This is a genomic window from Variovorax sp. 770b2 (assembly GCF_900115685.1).
Lineage (GTDB): Bacteria > Pseudomonadota > Gammaproteobacteria > Burkholderiales > Burkholderiaceae_C > Variovorax.
In genome coordinates this window covers 323,259-338,754 of sequence record NZ_FOXJ01000006.1, presented here as the reverse complement: position 1 = coordinate 338,754, position 15,496 = coordinate 323,259, and the positions used below count along the sequence as shown (strand labels likewise).

The following is a 15,496-nucleotide window of genomic DNA, read 5'->3' as shown; positions in this document are numbered from 1 at the left end:
GCCGAGGCTACGATGCGGCGTCGCGCATCGGCCTCATCGTTCGCGCGCAGCACCGAACACCCTCAACGGAGACACACAGCACCATGGCCCTGAACCTCTCGCCCTCGACCAGCCTTCCCAGCGACGCCGACCGCGCCACCCTGGTCGGCCGCATCTGGCAACCCGATGTGGGCCCGGTGCTGGTGGCCGTGCACGAAGGCGGCCTGCACGACCTGTCCAGGCTCGCGCCGACCATGAGCGACCTGCTCGAAGGCAAGGGCTCACCGTCGGTCGCCGTGCGCGATGCGCTCAAGGGCGGCAAGGCACCGCGCATCGCCGCGCTCGATGCCGTGCTCGCCAACAGCGACGAGACCGTGCGCGACAACGCCAAGCCCTGGCTGCTCGCGCCTTGCGACCTGCAGGTCATCAAGGCGAGCGGCGTGACCTTCGTGGCGAGCCTGCTCGAGCGCGTGATCGAGGAGCAGGCGCGCGGCGATGCCTCGCAGGCCGAGGCCACGCGCGCGGCCATCGGCAAGGTGCTCGGCGACAACCTCGCGGACATCGTGCCCGGTTCGCCCGAGGCCGCGAAGGTGAAGGAGGTGCTGATCGCGCAGGGCGTGTGGTCGCAGTACCTCGAAGTGGGCATCGGCCCCGATGCGGAGATCTTCACCAAGGCCCCGGTGCTCGCCGCCGTGGGCACCGGGGCCGACGTGGGCATCCACTCGGGCTCGGTCTGGAACAATCCCGAGCCCGAGGTCGTGCTCGCGGTCAACAGCCGCGGCGAGACGCTGGGCGCGGCGCTCGGCAACGACGTCAACCTGCGCGACTTCGAAGGCCGCAGCGCATTGCTGCTGGGCAAGGCGAAAGACAACAACGCCTCGTGCGCCATCGGTCCTTTCATCCGCCTGTTCGACGATCACTTCGGCATCGCCGATGTGCGCCGCATCACGGTCGCACTCGAAGTGACGGGGCCCGAAGGCTTCATGCTGGAGGGCTCGAGCTCGCTCACCAGGATCAGCCGCGATCCGCTGGACATCGTGTCGCAGGCCGTCGGCATTCATCACGACTACCCCGATGGCTTCATGTTGTTTCTCGGCACGATGTTCGCGCCGACACAAGACCGTCACGGCCCTGGGCAAGGATTCACCCACGTCGTCGGTGACCACGTGCGCATCGGCGCACCGGAACTCGGCGCGCTGTTCAACCGCGTCGTGCATGCCGATCAGGCGCCGCGTTGGACTTTCGGCGTAAGCGCGTTGATGCGAAATCTTGGCGGGCGTGGTCTCCTGTAATCCTTCTGTGTGACGTGAAAAAGAAGTTGTACTTCTTTGGGTTTCATCGCCCGTGCGTTGCATTCGGTTGCGGTTGACCACCGTTCCTGTTCCCCTCAAGATAACCAAACGTTGATGATGGTTAACTCAAGGGGGACCGGTTGTTGCCGAGTGAGATCGATCTATTGCAGTCGCCTGTCGAAGGCTCGCTTCCGTGCGGCGAAGACCTGGAATACGACCCCGATTTCATGGCGCTGCAACAGGCCACGACGGGCAAGCGGGAGCAGCAGTTCGGCACGACGATCATTCCGGCCGAACCTCCCGACTGGGCTCGCGTGGAGCGCATTGCCAGGCAGCTGTGCGAACGCACGCGCGACCTGCGGGTGCTGGTTCCGCTGACCCTGGCATGGACCGAGACGCGCGGCCTTTCCGGTTATGTCGATGGCCTCAGGCTGGTCGATGCGGTGCTGCAGAAATTCTGGAACGACGTGCATCCGCGCGTCGCCGACGACGGTTTCGAAGACCCGCTGCCGCGCATGAATGCGCTGGCCGCACTGGCCGAAGCCGAAGGCCTTGGGCGCAGCGTGCGCGATGCACGACTGCTCGACGACGGTGGTTCGTCGGTGAGCCTGCGGCAGGTCGAGGCCCTGCTCGATTCGAGCAAGGCCGACCAGATCGACTACCCCGGCGGCATCGGCCGGTTGCGTGAAGCGGCGCGGCGCGCGCACGAGAAGGCCACGCCGCAGGTGGTGGCCCTGCGCGCCGCTCTCGAATTGCTGCAGCGCATTCGCGAGACCTCCGAGCGCGCACTGGGACAGAGCTGGGCACCGGATTTTTCCAGGCTCGAGCGTTCGCTTCGCACCGTGGTGCAGCTGATGCCCGAGCAGGCGCCGCCCGAGCCGGCGGCCAGCGTTTCGCATGAAGGCGATGCGCATGCACAAGGCACCGCGCAGGGTGCCGTGGCGGGTGCGCAGGCCGCAGCCTCCGGCGCCGCAAATGTCGGCGCGGGCCTACGCGCAACAAGTATTAAAGAGATTGAAATATCGAGCCGTGATGATGTGCAGGTGTTGTTGGAGAAGGCTTGCCAGTACATGGAGCGCACGGAGCCCAGTCATCCGGCGCCCATGCTGATACGGCGAGCGCAAAGACTCCTGGACCTCAACTTCTTCCAGATCATCGAAGAGCTCGTGCCCGAGGGATTGCAAAAGATAGAGAGCCTGGCCGGACGGCCGTTGAACGGCGGAGCCTCCTCGCAATAGGTGGCCCTCGCTGCCGATACCGGAGGCCCGAGGCCAGCAGGACAGACAGCCAGGTCCGACCCACGCATTCAGTTTCAAGAGGAAGCTTATGGCAGACAACCGTGTCAGAAACAGTGGTCAGAAGTTCATCGCGCGGAACCGGGCGCCGCGCGTGCAGATCGAGTACGACGTCGAGATCTACGGCAGCGAACGCAAGATCCAGCTGCCCTTCGTGATGGGCGTGATCGCCGACCTGGCGGGCAAGCAGACCGACCCGATGCCCGACCTGGCGGAGCGCGATTTCATGGAGGTGGACATCGACAACTTCGATGACCGCATGAAGTCGATCAAGCCGCGCGTGGCGTTCCAGGTGCCCAACACGCTCACGGGCGAAGGCCAGATGAATGTGGACATCACCTTCGACACCATGGACGACTTCTCGCCCGCGCGCATCGCGGGCCAGGTGGGCGCGCTGCAGCAGTTGCTCGCGGCCCGCACGGAGCTGTCGAACCTGCTCTCGTACATGGACGGCAAGAACGGGGCCGAGCAGCTGATCGCGCAGGCGCTGCAGAACCCGGCGCTGCTCAAGTCGCTCGCGTCCGCGCCCAACCCCGCGGTCGCCAAGGCGGTCGATGCGGCGAATGAAAAAGCGGGCCATGCGCCCGGCGGTTCCCCCGAGTAAGCGCCAAGCCAGGCAACGCACAGCAAGCCGACAGGATCTCCACCATGAGCACCGCACCGAAACAGACAGCGCGCGCACAGGCCACCACGGTCGAGGCGCTCGCGCCGAACGAGTTTTCCGACCTCCTGCAGCGCGAGTTCAAACCCAAGACCGACCAGGCGCGCGAGGCGGTGGAGAACGCCGTCAAGACGCTCGCCGTGCAGGCGCTGGAGAGCACGGTCACCATCTCCAACGATGCCTATCGCACTGTTCAGGGCATCATCACCGAGATCGACCGCAAGCTCTCCGAGCAGATCAACCAGATCCTGCACCACGAGGACTTCCAGCAGCTCGAAGGCGCATGGCGTGGCCTGCACTATCTCGTGAACAACACCGAGACCGACGAGCAGCTCAAGATCCGCGTGATGTGCGCTTCCAAGCGCGAAGTGGCGCGCTCGCTCAAGCGCCACAAGGGCATCGGCTGGGACCAGAGCCCGCTGTTCAAGAAGGTCTACGAAGCCGAGTACGGCCAGTTCGGCGGCGAGCCTTTCGGCGCGCTGATCGGCGACTTCCACTTCGACCACAGCCCGCCCGACGTCGAGATGCTCGGCGAGATGGCCAAGATCGCCGCGGCCGCGCACTGCCCCTTCATCGCGGGCGCATCGCCCACGGTGATGCAGATGGACTCGTGGCAGGAACTGTCGAACCCGCGCGACCTCACCAAGATCTTCCAGAACACCGAGCACACCGCGTGGCGGTCGCTGCGCGAGTCGGAAGACGCGCGCTACATCGGCCTGGCCATGCCGCGCTTCCTGGCACGCCTGCCCTACGGCGCGCGCACCAACCCGGTGGACGAATTCGAGTTCGAGGAAGAAACCGATTCGGCCGCGCACACCCGCTACACCTGGGCCAACTCGGCCTATGCGATGGGCGTGAACATCAACCGCTCGTTCAAGCAGTACGGCTGGTGCACGTCGATTCGCGGCGTGGAGTCGGGCGGCGCGGTGGAGAACCTGCCCACCCACACCTTCCCGACCGACGACGGCGGCGTGGACATGAAGTGCCCGACCGAGATCGCGATCAGCGACCGGCGCGAGGCCGAGCTTGCCAAGAACGGCTTCATGCCGCTCGTGCACCGCAAGAACTCCGACTTCGCGGCCTTCATCGGCGCGCAGTCGCTGCAGCAGCCGGCCGAGTACTACGACGCCGATGCCACGGCCAATGCGAACCTCGCGGCGCGCCTGCCGTACCTGTTCGCCTGCTGCCGTTTCGCGCACTACCTCAAGTGCATCGTGCGCGACAAGATCGGCTCGTTCCGCGAACGCGAGGACATGGAGCGCTGGCTCAACGACTGGATCATGAACTACGTGGACGGCAGCCCCGGCACGTCGTCCCAGGACACGAAGGCAATGAAGCCGCTGGCGGCGGCGGAGGTCCAGGTGGAAGCCATCGAGGACAACCCCGGCTACTACGCCGCCAAGTTTTTCCTCCGGCCGCACTATCAGCTCGAAGGGCTGACGGTTTCTCTGCGGCTGGTTTCGAAGCTGCCGTCCAACAAGAAGGACAGCAGCTAAATCAACGGTGCTCCACGAGGGCGCAAATAACTTTGGGGGTAATCATGGCAGTAGACATGTTCATGCGCGTTGAAAGCGCGAGCGGCGAATCCAAGGACTCGAACCACAAGGATTGGAGCGATATCAAGTCGTTCGCATGGGGAGCAACGCAGCCTGGAAACATGGTCAGCGGCGGTGGCGGCGGCGTGGGCAAGGCCAGCTTCAACGACCTGCAGGTGCTCGCGCGCATCGACAAGGCGGCGCCCTCCATCATGAAGAACTGCGCGAGCGGCAAGCACCTGGGCAAGGTCGAGGTGTCGGTGTGCAAGGCCGGCGGCACGCAGATCGAATACACGCGCGTCACGCTGGAGGAAGTGCTGGTCACCTCGGTGCAGTACACGGCCGAGCAGGGTTCGGATGCGGTGTTCGTGCAGTTCGCATTCCAGGCCGCCAAGGTCAAGCAGCAGTACTGGGAGCAGACCGACAAGGGCGGCAAGGGCGCCGAGACCGTGCTGGCCTGGAACCTCAAGGAAAACAAGGAAGCCTGAAGTCTTCCTGTTGTTGCCGTCATGCCGGGGGCAGGCCGCGCGAGCAACTCGCGCGCCGAAGAAACTGAGAGAGAGAAGGCCCGCCTTCCGGCCGAGGATCGATCACCACCGGACAACTGCGCCTCGTGCGCGAGTCAGTCAATGAGGAAGCTTCATGGGCGATGGGTTTGCAGTGCTGGGCGAGCGCTCCGTGGCCGAGCACACCGAATGGGTACAGCGGCAGATTCGCGCCAGTCCCCAGGACGCCAGCCTGCGCCTTGCCCTTTGCCACTTCCTCGCGCTGCGCGGCGAATGGCAGCGGGCTGAAGACCAGCTCAAGCTCGCCGCGAAGATCGATCCCTCTTTCGCGCCGGCCAGCGCCACCTGCGCGATGGCGCTGGCGGCCGAACGCCATCGCACCGACTTCTGGAATGGCGGCCGCGCGCCGGCCGTCGTTGCCGGCCAGGCCGGCTGGGTCGACGGGCTGATCGCCGCTGCGGCGCTGCCGCCCGAGCAGGCCGGCGAAGCGGCGGCATTGCGCGAGGCGGCGCGGCAGGACGCGCCCGCATCGCCGGGCACGCTGAGCGTGGTCGACCGCTCCGACTCGCGCGCCGTCCAGGCCATCGACGGCGAGCCGGTCGAGACCGCCGGTTTCGCCTGGCTCTGCGACGGCGACGTGCGCATCGGCGCCGTGCTCGAACTCCTCACGCCTTCGGGCTATGCGTGGTTGCCGCTGCATGCGGTGCGCCGCCTGAAGTTCAAGCGCCCGCAGCACCTGGTCGACCTCTTGTGGACGCCGGCCGAGATCGTGCTGCAGGACGGCCGCGGACTCAACGGCCTGGTGCCGGTGCGCTACCCGGGCAAGCTCGACGGGCTGGACGACGAAACCACGCTGGGCCGCCGCACCGACTGGCTGCCGCTCGCGGGCGAAGAGCAGTACGCGGGCACTGGCCAGCGCACGCTCATCAGCGAAGCCGGCGACCATTCGCTGCTCGACGTGCGGCTCGTCGAATTCGACGCGGCAACCGGAACTGCGGAAGGCGCCGCACCGTGAGCACCACGCTGCCCGCCAGCCGTTCCGCGGCGATCGACATCGATGGCGATCCGCAGGAAAGCGTCGCGCGCGACCGCCTGCAGCCCGTGCTGCTCGACCGCCTGACCGACAAGCAGCCGCAGAGCCGGCAGGAGCGCGCGGGCAGCTTCCTCATGAGCGGCAAGCTCCTGCGCGACTCGGTGCTGCGCGACCTGCAGTGGCTGCTCAACACCACCAACTTCGGCGCGGATCACACCATCAACGCCATGCCGCGCGCGCGGCGCTCGGTCGTGAACTACGGCGTGCGCGGCTGGGCCGGCGGGCGCATGTCGGAGGTGGACTTCGCGGACGTCGAGGCTGCCATCCGCGCCTCGATCATCGACTTCGAGCCGCGCATCATGAAGGACAGCATCGACGTGCGCTGCGTGACCGATGCGACCGACCTCGAACACCACAACCTGCTCGCGCTGGAGATCCGCGGCACGCTGTGGTCGGTGCCTTACCCGATCGAATTCATCTTGCGTTCGGAGCTCGATCTGGAAAGCGGCCACATGATCCTGCGGCCGACGGGAGGGCTTTGATGGATGCCCGGCTGCTGGATTACTACAACCGCGAGCTCACCTACATGCACGAGCTCGGGGCCGAGTTCGCGCAGCGCTACCCCAAGATCGCGGGGCGCCTGGGCATGCGCGGCATCGAGGTCAGCGACCCCTATGTGGAGCGCCTGCTCGAAGGCTTCAGCTTTCTCACGGCGCGCATCCAGCTCAAGATGGACGCGGAGTTCCCGCGCTTCTCGCAGCGCCTGCTGGAAGTGGTGTACCCCAACTTCCTCGCGCCGCTGCCCGCGATGGCGGTGGTGCAGATCGACGGCAACCTCAACGAGGGCTCGCTGAAGGCGGGCTACGAGCTGCCGCGCCACACCATCCTGCGCGGCCGCATGATCAAGGGCGAGCAGACGGCCTGCGAGTTCCGCACCGGCCACGCCGTGACGCTGTGGCCCATCCGCATCGCCGAGGCCAGCATCGGCCCGGTGCCCGCGGAGATCGGCCACGCGATGCCGATGGTGGCGCGCCAGGCCAAGAGCGCGATCACCATCAAGCTCGAGGCGGTGGGCGGCGCGCGGTTTTCCGAAATGCCGCTGGACCGGCTGGAGTTCTTTCTCTCGGGCGCCGAATTGCACGCACTGCGCGTGCTCGAACTGGTGGCGCACCACAGCGTGGGCACCGTGTGCCGCAGCGGCCCCGGTGCCCAAGACGGGGCCCCGCGCATCGTGCCGCTGGGCGACGAGGCCATCCGCCACGAAGGCTTCGATCCCGACCAGGCACTGCTGCCCTACGACGCGCGCTCCTTCCAGGGCTACCGGCTGCTGCACGAGTACTTCGCGTTCCCCGACCGCTACCTGTTCTTCAGCGTGAAGAACCTGCGCGCCGCGGTCTCGGCCATGAGCGGCAACACGATGGAGATCGTGATCCTGCTGGACCGCGCAGACGGCGACCTGGAGCGGCTGGTCGATGCCAGGCACTTCTCGCTCTTCTGCACGCCCATCATCAACCTGGTGCCGCGCCGCAGCGACCGCATCCCGGTCGGGCCGGGCCAGCACGAGCACCACGCGGTGATCGATCGCACGCGGCCGCGCGACTTCGAGATCTTCACCGTCGAGCGCGTCACGGGCCACATGGCCAATGGCTCGGAGGAGCGCGAGTTCCGCCCCTTCCTCGGTTCGTTCGCGACCGACGACGGCGACTTCGGCGCCTACTTCTCGCTGCGCCGGGAACCACGCCTGGTGTCCGACCGCGCCCGCGCGCAGGGCACGCGCACCAGCTACACCGGAAGCGAGGTGTATGTGTCGCTGGTGGACCAGCACGACGCGCCCTTTCCGCACAGCCTGCGCCACATCACGCTCGATGCGCTGTGCACCAACCGCGACCTGCCGCTCTTGCTGCCGACCGGGCTGGAGTCGGACTTCACGCTGCGCATCTCTGCGCCCGTGCGGTCGATCCGCATCCTGCGCGGCCCGTCGCGGCCCTATCCCGCGCTGGCAGAGGGCGCGCTCACCTGGCGGCTCATCAGCCACCTGGGCCTGAACTACCTGAGCCTCACCGACGTCGATGCCGCGCAGGGCGCCGCCGCGCTGCGCGAGATGCTCGACCTCTACGGCAACCTGGCCGACCCCGCGGTGCGCCGCCAGATCCAGGGCGTGCGCTCGATGGCGCTGGCGCCTGTGTTCCGCCGCCTGCCGGAGCCCGGGCCGATCGTCTTCGGGCGCGGCGTGGAGGTGGCGCTCAAGATCGACGAGGTCGCGTTCTCCGGCGCGAGCCCTTATCTTTTCGGCGCGGTGCTGGAGCAGTTCTTCAGCCGCCACGTATCGCTCAATGCCTTCACCGAGTTCGCGCTCTCCAGCCTGCAGCGCGGCGAAATCGCGCGCTGGACCCCACGGGTCGGACGCCGCCCCGCCGTATGAGCGCAGCCGGCTTCTCCGACGGGATGCAGCAAGCCGCGCAGGCGGAGGGCGAGGAGGCGTTCGAGGCGAGCTCGATCGATGAACCCACGGGCCGCGAGACGCCGCCAGAGATTGCAACGACGGGCCGGCGCGACGCCCTGCTGGCAGACCCCGCGCTGTGGGCCGGCCTGGTCGATCAGCCCTTCGAGCACGACCTGTTCATGCTGCTGCGCCGGCTCGACGCGCAGGGCGACCATGCCTTGCTGGGCCGCGCACCCCGCCCCTCGGACGAGCCGCTGCGCCTCGGGCAGGAGCCCTCGATGGCCTTCGCGCCCTCGAACGTGTCGGGCGTCGATGTCGATGGCGACGGGCCGCCGCGCATCTCGATCTACGGCTTCGGCCTGTTCGGCCCCAACGGCCCGCTGCCGCTGCACCTGACCGAGTACGCGCGCGAACGCAAGCGCCACCACAACGACCACACCCTCAGCGCCTTCGCCGACCTGTTCCATCACCGGCTCATCCTGCTGTTCTACCGGGCCTGGGCCGATGCGCAGTCGGTCAACAGCCTGGACCGCCCCGACGGCCATCGCTTCGTGGACTACGTGGCCAGCCTCATGAACATGGGGCAGCCGGGCCTGAAGGAGCGCGACCGCATCGCCGACCATGCGCGCACCTTCATGGCGGGCCACCTCGTGCGCCAGACGCGCAACCCCGAGGGCCTCGTCCAGATCCTGCGCCTGTACTTCGACGTGCCCGTGCGCGTCGAGGAATTCGTGAGCGACTGGGTGATGATCGACGAGCGCCAGGTGAGCCGGCTCGGTCTCTTCGGACGCAACCACAGGCTGGGCGGTGGCGCCACCATCGGCCTCGCGGTGCGCGACGCGCAGAGCAAGTTTCGCCTGGAGCTCGGGCCGCTTTCGCGCGAGCAGTTCAACACGTTCCTGCCGGGCAGCCGGCGGCTGCAGCAGGTGGTCGACTGGGTGCGGCAGTACGTCGGCATCGAGTTCGCCTGGGAGCTGCGGCTCGTGCTCCGAAAGCAGGAGGCGCGCGGCATGCAACTGGGCAGCGACCAGCGCCTGGGCTGGGGCAGCTGGGTCGGCACCCGCCTCGCGAACACCGACGCCGGCGACATGCTGTTCGAGCCCGAGGCGCTGTATCCCCGCAACGCATCGGCGGCCGATGGGCCTGCCGAGTCTGCATCTTCCATGGCCCTATGACCGACATCCGCCGCGTCTCTCTTTTCTCCAAGCTGAACCCGATGCTCTACAAGGCATTGGAGACCGCCACCGCCTTCGCCAAGCTGCGCGGCAATGCCTACGTCGAGCTCGTGCACTGGCTGCACCAGATCCTGCAGCTGCAGGACAGCGACATGCTGCGCATCGTCAAGCGCGCGGGGCTCAACCTCGATGCGGTGGAGCAGGACCTCGTGCGCGCACTCGACCGCCTGCCGCATGGCGCCACGTCGATCAGCGACATCTCCGAGCACGTGGACAACGCCGTCGAGCGCGCATGGGTGTATGCGAGCCTGCGCTTCGAGGCCACGTCGATCCGCGGCGCGTATCTGCTGGCCGGCATCATCAAGACGCCGGGGCTGCGCCAGGTGCTCTCGGGCATCTCGCGCGAGTTCGACAAGATCGTGCCCGACGTGCTGGTGGCCCAGCTCGCCGCGTGGACCGAAGGCTCGCCGGAAGACGACTACGACGTCGCGCCGAACGCGGGATCGGGCGGCGGCGCGCCGGCCGCGCAGCACCAGGGCGATGGCGCACCGGCCGGCGGCTCGGCACTCGCCAAGTACGCGAGCGACCTCACGGCCAAGGCGCGTGCCGGCGAGCTCGACCCGGTGTATGGCCGCGACGACGAGATCCGCCAGATCATCGACATCCTCATGCGCCGCCGGCAGAACAATCCGCTGCTCACCGGCGAGGCCGGCGTCGGCAAGACGGCGGTGGTCGAGGGGCTCGCCTCGCGCCTGGCTTCGGGCGACGTGCCGCCATCGCTGAAAGACGTGTCGCTGTGGGTGCTCGACCCCACGCTGCTGCAGGCCGGCGCGGGCGTGAAGGGCGAGTTCGAGCAACGGCTGCGCCAGGTGATCGACGAGGTCGAGAAAAGCCCCAAGCCCATCGTGCTGTTCGTCGACGAGGTGCACACGCTGGTCGGCGCGGGCGGCACGGCCGGCACCGGCGATGCGGCCAACTTGTTGAAGCCCGCACTCGCGCGCGGCCGGCTGCGCACCATCGGCGCGACCACCTGGTCGGAGTACAAGAAGTACATCGAGAAAGACCCGGCGCTCACGCGGCGCTTCCAGACCATCCAGGTGCACGAGCCCACCGAGCCCAAGGCGGTGATCATGCTGCGCGGCATTTCGGCGGAGCTGGAGAAGCACCACGGCGTCTTGATCCTCGATGCCGCGCTCGAAGCCGCAGTGAGCCTGTCGCACCGCTACATTCCCGCGCGGCAATTGCCCGACAAGGCGGTGAGCCTGCTCGACACGGCATGCGCGCGCGTGGCGTTGAGCCAGCATGCGCTGCCTGCGGCGCTGGAAGACCTGCAGCGGCGCATCGAAGTGCTGGGCATCGAGTCGGGCATCGCGGGGCGCGAGGCCGCCATCGGTGTGGGCGAGCACAAGCGTGTCGAAGACATCGCGGCCCAGGTGGCCGCGGCGCAGGCCGAGCTCGATCTGCTGGAGCAGCGACGTGTGGAAGAGGCCGCGCTGGTGCAGCGCATCGTGGCGTTGCGCAAGTTGCTGTCGCCTGCGGCCGTGCCGGCGCAGGCTGAAGTGGAAGAGCGCGATGAAGAGTCGCAGGACACCGCGCCCTCTGGGCCCGAAAAAAAGCCCGAAGAAATTCGCGCCGAACTCGACGCGGCGCAAGACAAGCTCGTGCAGCTGCAGGGCGAATCGCCGCTCATCCTCGCCGCGGTCGATGCGCAGGCCATCGCCACCGTCGTGGCCGACTGGACCGGCATTCCCATCGGCCGCATGGTGCGCGACGATGCGCAATCGGTGCTGCGCCTGGGCGAGATTCTCTCGGCCCGCGTGGTGGCCCAGCCCGATGCGCTGGAGACCATCTCGCGGCGCATTCGTACCGCCCGCGCGCGGCTGGACAACCCCAACAAACCCGTCGGCGTGTTCCTGCTCTGCGGCCCTTCGGGCGTCGGCAAGACCGAGACCGCGTTGGCACTTTCGGAGGCCTTGTACGGCGGCGAGCAGAACCTGGTCACCATCAACATGAGCGAGTTCCAGGAGTCGCACACCGTCTCCACGCTGAAGGGCGCACCGCCCGGCTACGTGGGCTACGGCGAAGGCGGCGTGCTGACCGAGGCGGTGCGCCGCCGGCCCTACAGCGTGGTGCTGCTCGACGAGATCGAGAAGGCGCACACCGACGTGCACGAGATCTTCTTCCAGGTGTTCGACAAGGGCTGGATGGAAGACGGCGAAGGCCGGCACATCGACTTTCGCAACACCGTGATCATCATGACCTCCAACGTCGGCACCGACCTGGTCATGCAGCTGTGCGAAGACCCGACCCTGCGCCCCGACCCCGAGCCGCTGGCGGCCGCGCTGCGCGAACCGCTGCTCAAGGTGTTCGCGCCCGCGCTGCTCGGGCGGCTGGTTGTAGTGCCTTATTACCCGTTGCAGGCCGATGCGTTGCATCGCATCATCCGTCTTCAACTCGACCGCATTGCCACGCGGCTCGCGGCGAACCACGGCATTACCTTGGACTACAACGACAGCGCCGTGGAGCTTGTGGCGCGCCGCTGTACCGCCATAGAGTCGGGTGGCCGGATGATCGATGCGATCTTGACGCACACCATCCTGCCGCGGTTGAGCGAGGAAGTCATTGGCGCCACGGTCAGTGCGCGCAAGCTCGCCGCCGTGCAGCTGAGCGCGGCGGGCGACGATTTCCATTACGAATTTTCTGAACGCTAGTCCAAGAGAGAAAGGGAGCGCGTCATGGCCAGAGTCGTCAAAGCCCACACACCGCTTGGAGAGGAGCAGTTGCTGTTCCGCTCGATGCATGGCAACGAAGGGCTCTCGCAGCTGTTCGAGTTCGAGGTGGACCTGCTCAGCCCGAACACCTCGGTGGACATGAAGGCCGTGCTCGGCAAGCCGCTCACGCTGGAGATCGTCACCATCAACGGCGCGCCGCGCTATCTCAACGGCCAGATCACGCGCTTCACGATGATCGGCCGCGAAGGCGGCTCCTCCCGCTACACCGTGTACCGCGCCTCGGTGCGGCCCTGGCTCTGGTACCTCACGCGCACCAGCGACTGCAAGATCTTCCAGAACAAGTCGGTGGTCGAGATCCTGGAGGAGGTGCTCGGCGAATACGGCTTTGCCTTCGAGAAGAAGCTCAGCGCCTCCTACCGGCAATGGGAGTACTGCGTTCAGTACCAGGAGACCGACTTCGCCTTCGTGAGCCGCCTGATGGAACACGAAGGCATCTACTACTACTTCAAGCACGAGAAGAACCAGCACACGCTGGTGCTGGCCGACGACATGGGCGCCCACGAGCCGCTGCCCGAGTACCCGAAGATCGGCTATCTTGCGACCGACCGCGTGTCCGACCCCGGCCGCGAAGTGATCGACCAATGGGAGGTGACCGAGGAGATCCGCCCCGGCACCTATGTCGTGGACGACTTCGACTTCAAGAAGCCCAAGGCCGACCTGCTCACCACCCGCAGCCAGCCGCGTGGCAACGATCACGGCCAGTACGAGATGTACGAATGGCTGGGCGGCTACAGCGATGCGGGGCAGGGCGAGCACTACGCGCGCATCCGGCTCGAGGAAGCGCAGGCGCAGGCGGAGCTGGACACCGGCCACGCCAACGTGCGCGGCATGGCCCCAGGCTATCGCTTCACCATGCAGAACGCGCCGCGCAACGAGGACAACCGCGAGTACCTGATCGTCTCGGTGATGTACAGCCTGCGCGAGGGCGGCTACGCCACCGGCGCAGCGCCGGGCGAGTACGGTTTTCATTTCGGCGTGCAGCCCACCTCGTTTCCATTCCGGGCGCCGCGCGTCACGCGCGCGCCCAGCACCCACGGCCCGCAGACTGCCACCGTCGTCGGGCCTCCTGGCGAAGACATCTGGATCGACAAGTACGGCCGCGTGAAGGTGCAGTTCCGCTGGGACCGCTACGGCCAGCGCAACGAGAACAGCTCCTGCTGGGTGCGCGTGTCCAGCGCGTGGGCGGGCTCGAACTTCGGCGCAGTGAATCATCCGCGCGTGGGGCAGGAGGTCATCGTCGATTTCATTGCCGGTTGTCCCGACCGGCCGATCATCATCGGCCGCGTCTACAACGCCGACCAGATGCCGCCGCTCGAATTGCCGGCGAAGGCGACGGTCAGCGGTTTCATCAGCCGCACGATCAAGGGCGACGGCGAGTTGGCCAACCACTTCATCATCGACGACGATCCGGGGTGCGAGTCGATCAAGATCCATGCGCAGAAGGACTTCACGCTGGAGGTGGAGAACAACGAGTTGCACACGGTGGACGGAGAGCGCACCACTATCATCACGGGCGCCGACACCTACACCGGCGACACCTCGCTGGACGAGACCATCAACGGTCCGCACACGCTGACCGTCAACGAGGGCGGGCCGCAGAAGATCACCGTCAACGGGGGCGACCAGTTCATCAAGGTCAACGGCGGCAACCAGCAGGTCGACGTCATCGGCAACCAGACCATCCACGTGACCGGCAAGCGGCACGACACGGTGGACACGGGCGAAGACCGGTTCATCAAACCCCACCTGAACGAAACGGTCACCGGGACGAAGGAACTCACGGTGACAGAAACGCACACCGAAACCGTGGGCCGCAAGATTCTCAAGACCACCAAAGGCCGGCTGGAGGTGGACGTCGCCATGTTCGCGACCCTGAAGACAGGCGGTTTCTACAAGGCGAACATCAAGGGCGATTACACCGTGGAGACCGACGGCGGCGATATCACCTTCAGGGCGCCGGGCAAGAACTGGCTGGTGGAGGCCGACAAGGTCACGCACAGATCCAACCGGAATTCCGTTGAATACAAGGTCGGGGTCGACACGACGGCCGGCGAATACATCAGGTCGCACGCGAAGGACGAAATCATCTCGAGGTCGGACAACCTGATCCAGTCGCAGGCGCCGACGATCCACACCTATGCCGACCATCACTTCATCATGCGAACACCGCTGAGCATGACGTTTGCGGGAGCCGCTTCGAACGTCGGGGTGGTGGCAGCGGACTTCAAGCTTCTCAGGTTTTCCAATGTTGCATTGAATCAGTCGAATGACGCGGTTTCCGCGAAATTGAGCGGAGTCGCCGCAAAGATCGCCGGTTTGTTTTCCTTCTTCTAGCAATCCGCAAGCGAGCCGTGATTTTTTCCGGAATTGGCCTGCTCCTCGTTCTGCTTGCCGTGTCCTTCACGTTCGTCAAGTCGACCGGCGGCATCGATTACTCATGGCTCTCCGTGCTGGCCGGGTCGGTCGGCGCTCTTCTGCTTTGCGGAGGCGGCGAGATCATCGGAATTTTCAGTGGCAGGCTGAAAAAGAAGCGGATGAATGCCAGCGCCATGGGATCGGTCGAGAGCATCCAGCTGGGTCGGGGCATCGTCAATGGCCGGGCCATCGTTTCCCTGGTGGTGTCCTTCGCGAGCGAGGATGGTGTTCCCCGCCGGATCAAGACGAACGCGCTGGTGTCGCTCGCCAGCCTGTCGACTTATGAGAAAGGAAGATCGGTGGTTGTCCGATACAACGCCGCCAATCCCGATGATGGAATCCTCGTTGAAGCAATCAACTAGCCGATCAA

The 15,496-nt window shown here is 66.5% G+C and carries 12 protein-coding genes; all 12 read left to right on the top strand.

The genetic code is table 11. From position 1 onward, the window contains the following. The first annotated feature begins 83 nt into the window (after nucleotides 1–83). The 12 genes from BM133_RS27555 to BM133_RS27500 all read left to right on the top strand — a co-directional run bounded on the left by BM133_RS27555 (nucleotide 84) and on the right by BM133_RS27500 (nucleotide 15,488). Nucleotides 84–1,271 (top strand): fumarylacetoacetate hydrolase family protein, encoded by a 1,188-nt coding sequence (locus BM133_RS27555; protein WP_093441094.1) that lies wholly within the window; start codon nucleotides 84–86, stop codon nucleotides 1,269–1,271. Between the two features lie 140 nt (nucleotides 1,272–1,411). Further along, nucleotides 1,412–2,509: a type VI secretion system protein TssA gene (tssA, locus tag BM133_RS27550; protein WP_093441091.1), complete on the top strand. Its 1,098-nt coding sequence runs from the start codon at nucleotides 1,412–1,414 to the stop codon at nucleotides 2,507–2,509. Between the two features lie 88 nt (nucleotides 2,510–2,597). Next, nucleotides 2,598–3,170, top strand: a complete 573-nt coding sequence (tssB, locus tag BM133_RS27545) for a type VI secretion system contractile sheath small subunit (protein WP_093441089.1) — start codon at nucleotides 2,598–2,600, stop codon at nucleotides 3,168–3,170. A 44-nt stretch (nucleotides 3,171–3,214) separates the two neighbouring features. Beyond that, nucleotides 3,215–4,723: a type VI secretion system contractile sheath large subunit gene (gene tssC / locus BM133_RS27540; protein ID WP_093441086.1), complete on the top strand. Its 1,509-nt coding sequence runs from the start codon at nucleotides 3,215–3,217 to the stop codon at nucleotides 4,721–4,723. Nucleotides 4,724–4,767: 44 nt separating this feature from the next. After that, nucleotides 4,768–5,250 (top strand): Hcp family type VI secretion system effector, encoded by a 483-nt coding sequence (locus BM133_RS27535; protein ID WP_093441083.1) that lies wholly within the window; start codon nucleotides 4,768–4,770, stop codon nucleotides 5,248–5,250. 154 nt (nucleotides 5,251–5,404) lie between these two features. Continuing rightward, the gene (locus BM133_RS27530; protein WP_093441081.1) at nucleotides 5,405–6,283 is read left to right on the top strand and encodes a type VI secretion system accessory protein TagJ; all 879 of its coding nucleotides are present in this window, start codon (nucleotides 5,405–5,407) and stop codon (nucleotides 6,281–6,283) included. A gap of 32 nt (nucleotides 6,284–6,315) precedes the next feature. Then, the gene (tssE, locus tag BM133_RS27525) at nucleotides 6,316–6,843 is read left to right on the top strand and encodes a type VI secretion system baseplate subunit TssE (RefSeq protein ID WP_093441266.1); all 528 of its coding nucleotides are present in this window, start codon (nucleotides 6,316–6,318) and stop codon (nucleotides 6,841–6,843) included. Then, nucleotides 6,843–8,723 carry a type VI secretion system baseplate subunit TssF gene (gene tssF / locus BM133_RS27520; protein WP_093441078.1) on the top strand — a complete coding sequence of 627 codons (1,881 nt, stop codon included), beginning with the start codon at nucleotides 6,843–6,845 and terminating at the stop codon, nucleotides 8,721–8,723. Before tssE ends, tssF begins: the two co-directional genes overlap by 1 nt. Continuing rightward, nucleotides 8,720–9,919: a type VI secretion system baseplate subunit TssG gene (gene tssG / locus BM133_RS27515; protein WP_093441076.1), complete on the top strand. Its 1,200-nt coding sequence runs from the start codon at nucleotides 8,720–8,722 to the stop codon at nucleotides 9,917–9,919. Before tssF ends, tssG begins: the two co-directional genes overlap by 4 nt. After that, the gene (gene tssH / locus BM133_RS27510) at nucleotides 9,916–12,630 is read left to right on the top strand and encodes a type VI secretion system ATPase TssH (protein WP_093441073.1); all 2,715 of its coding nucleotides are present in this window, start codon (nucleotides 9,916–9,918) and stop codon (nucleotides 12,628–12,630) included. The genes tssG and tssH overlap by 4 nt, the downstream gene beginning before the upstream one ends. 24 nt (nucleotides 12,631–12,654) lie before the next feature. After that, nucleotides 12,655–15,045 (top strand): type VI secretion system Vgr family protein, encoded by a 2,391-nt coding sequence (locus BM133_RS27505; RefSeq protein WP_093441071.1) that lies wholly within the window; start codon nucleotides 12,655–12,657, stop codon nucleotides 15,043–15,045. Nucleotides 15,046–15,062: 17 nt separating this feature from the next. Further along, a complete protein-coding gene (locus tag BM133_RS27500) occupies nucleotides 15,063–15,488 on the top strand; it encodes a DUF3592 domain-containing protein (protein ID WP_093441068.1) in 426 nt (141 codons plus the stop codon). The last annotated feature ends 8 nt before the right edge of the window (nucleotides 15,489–15,496 follow it).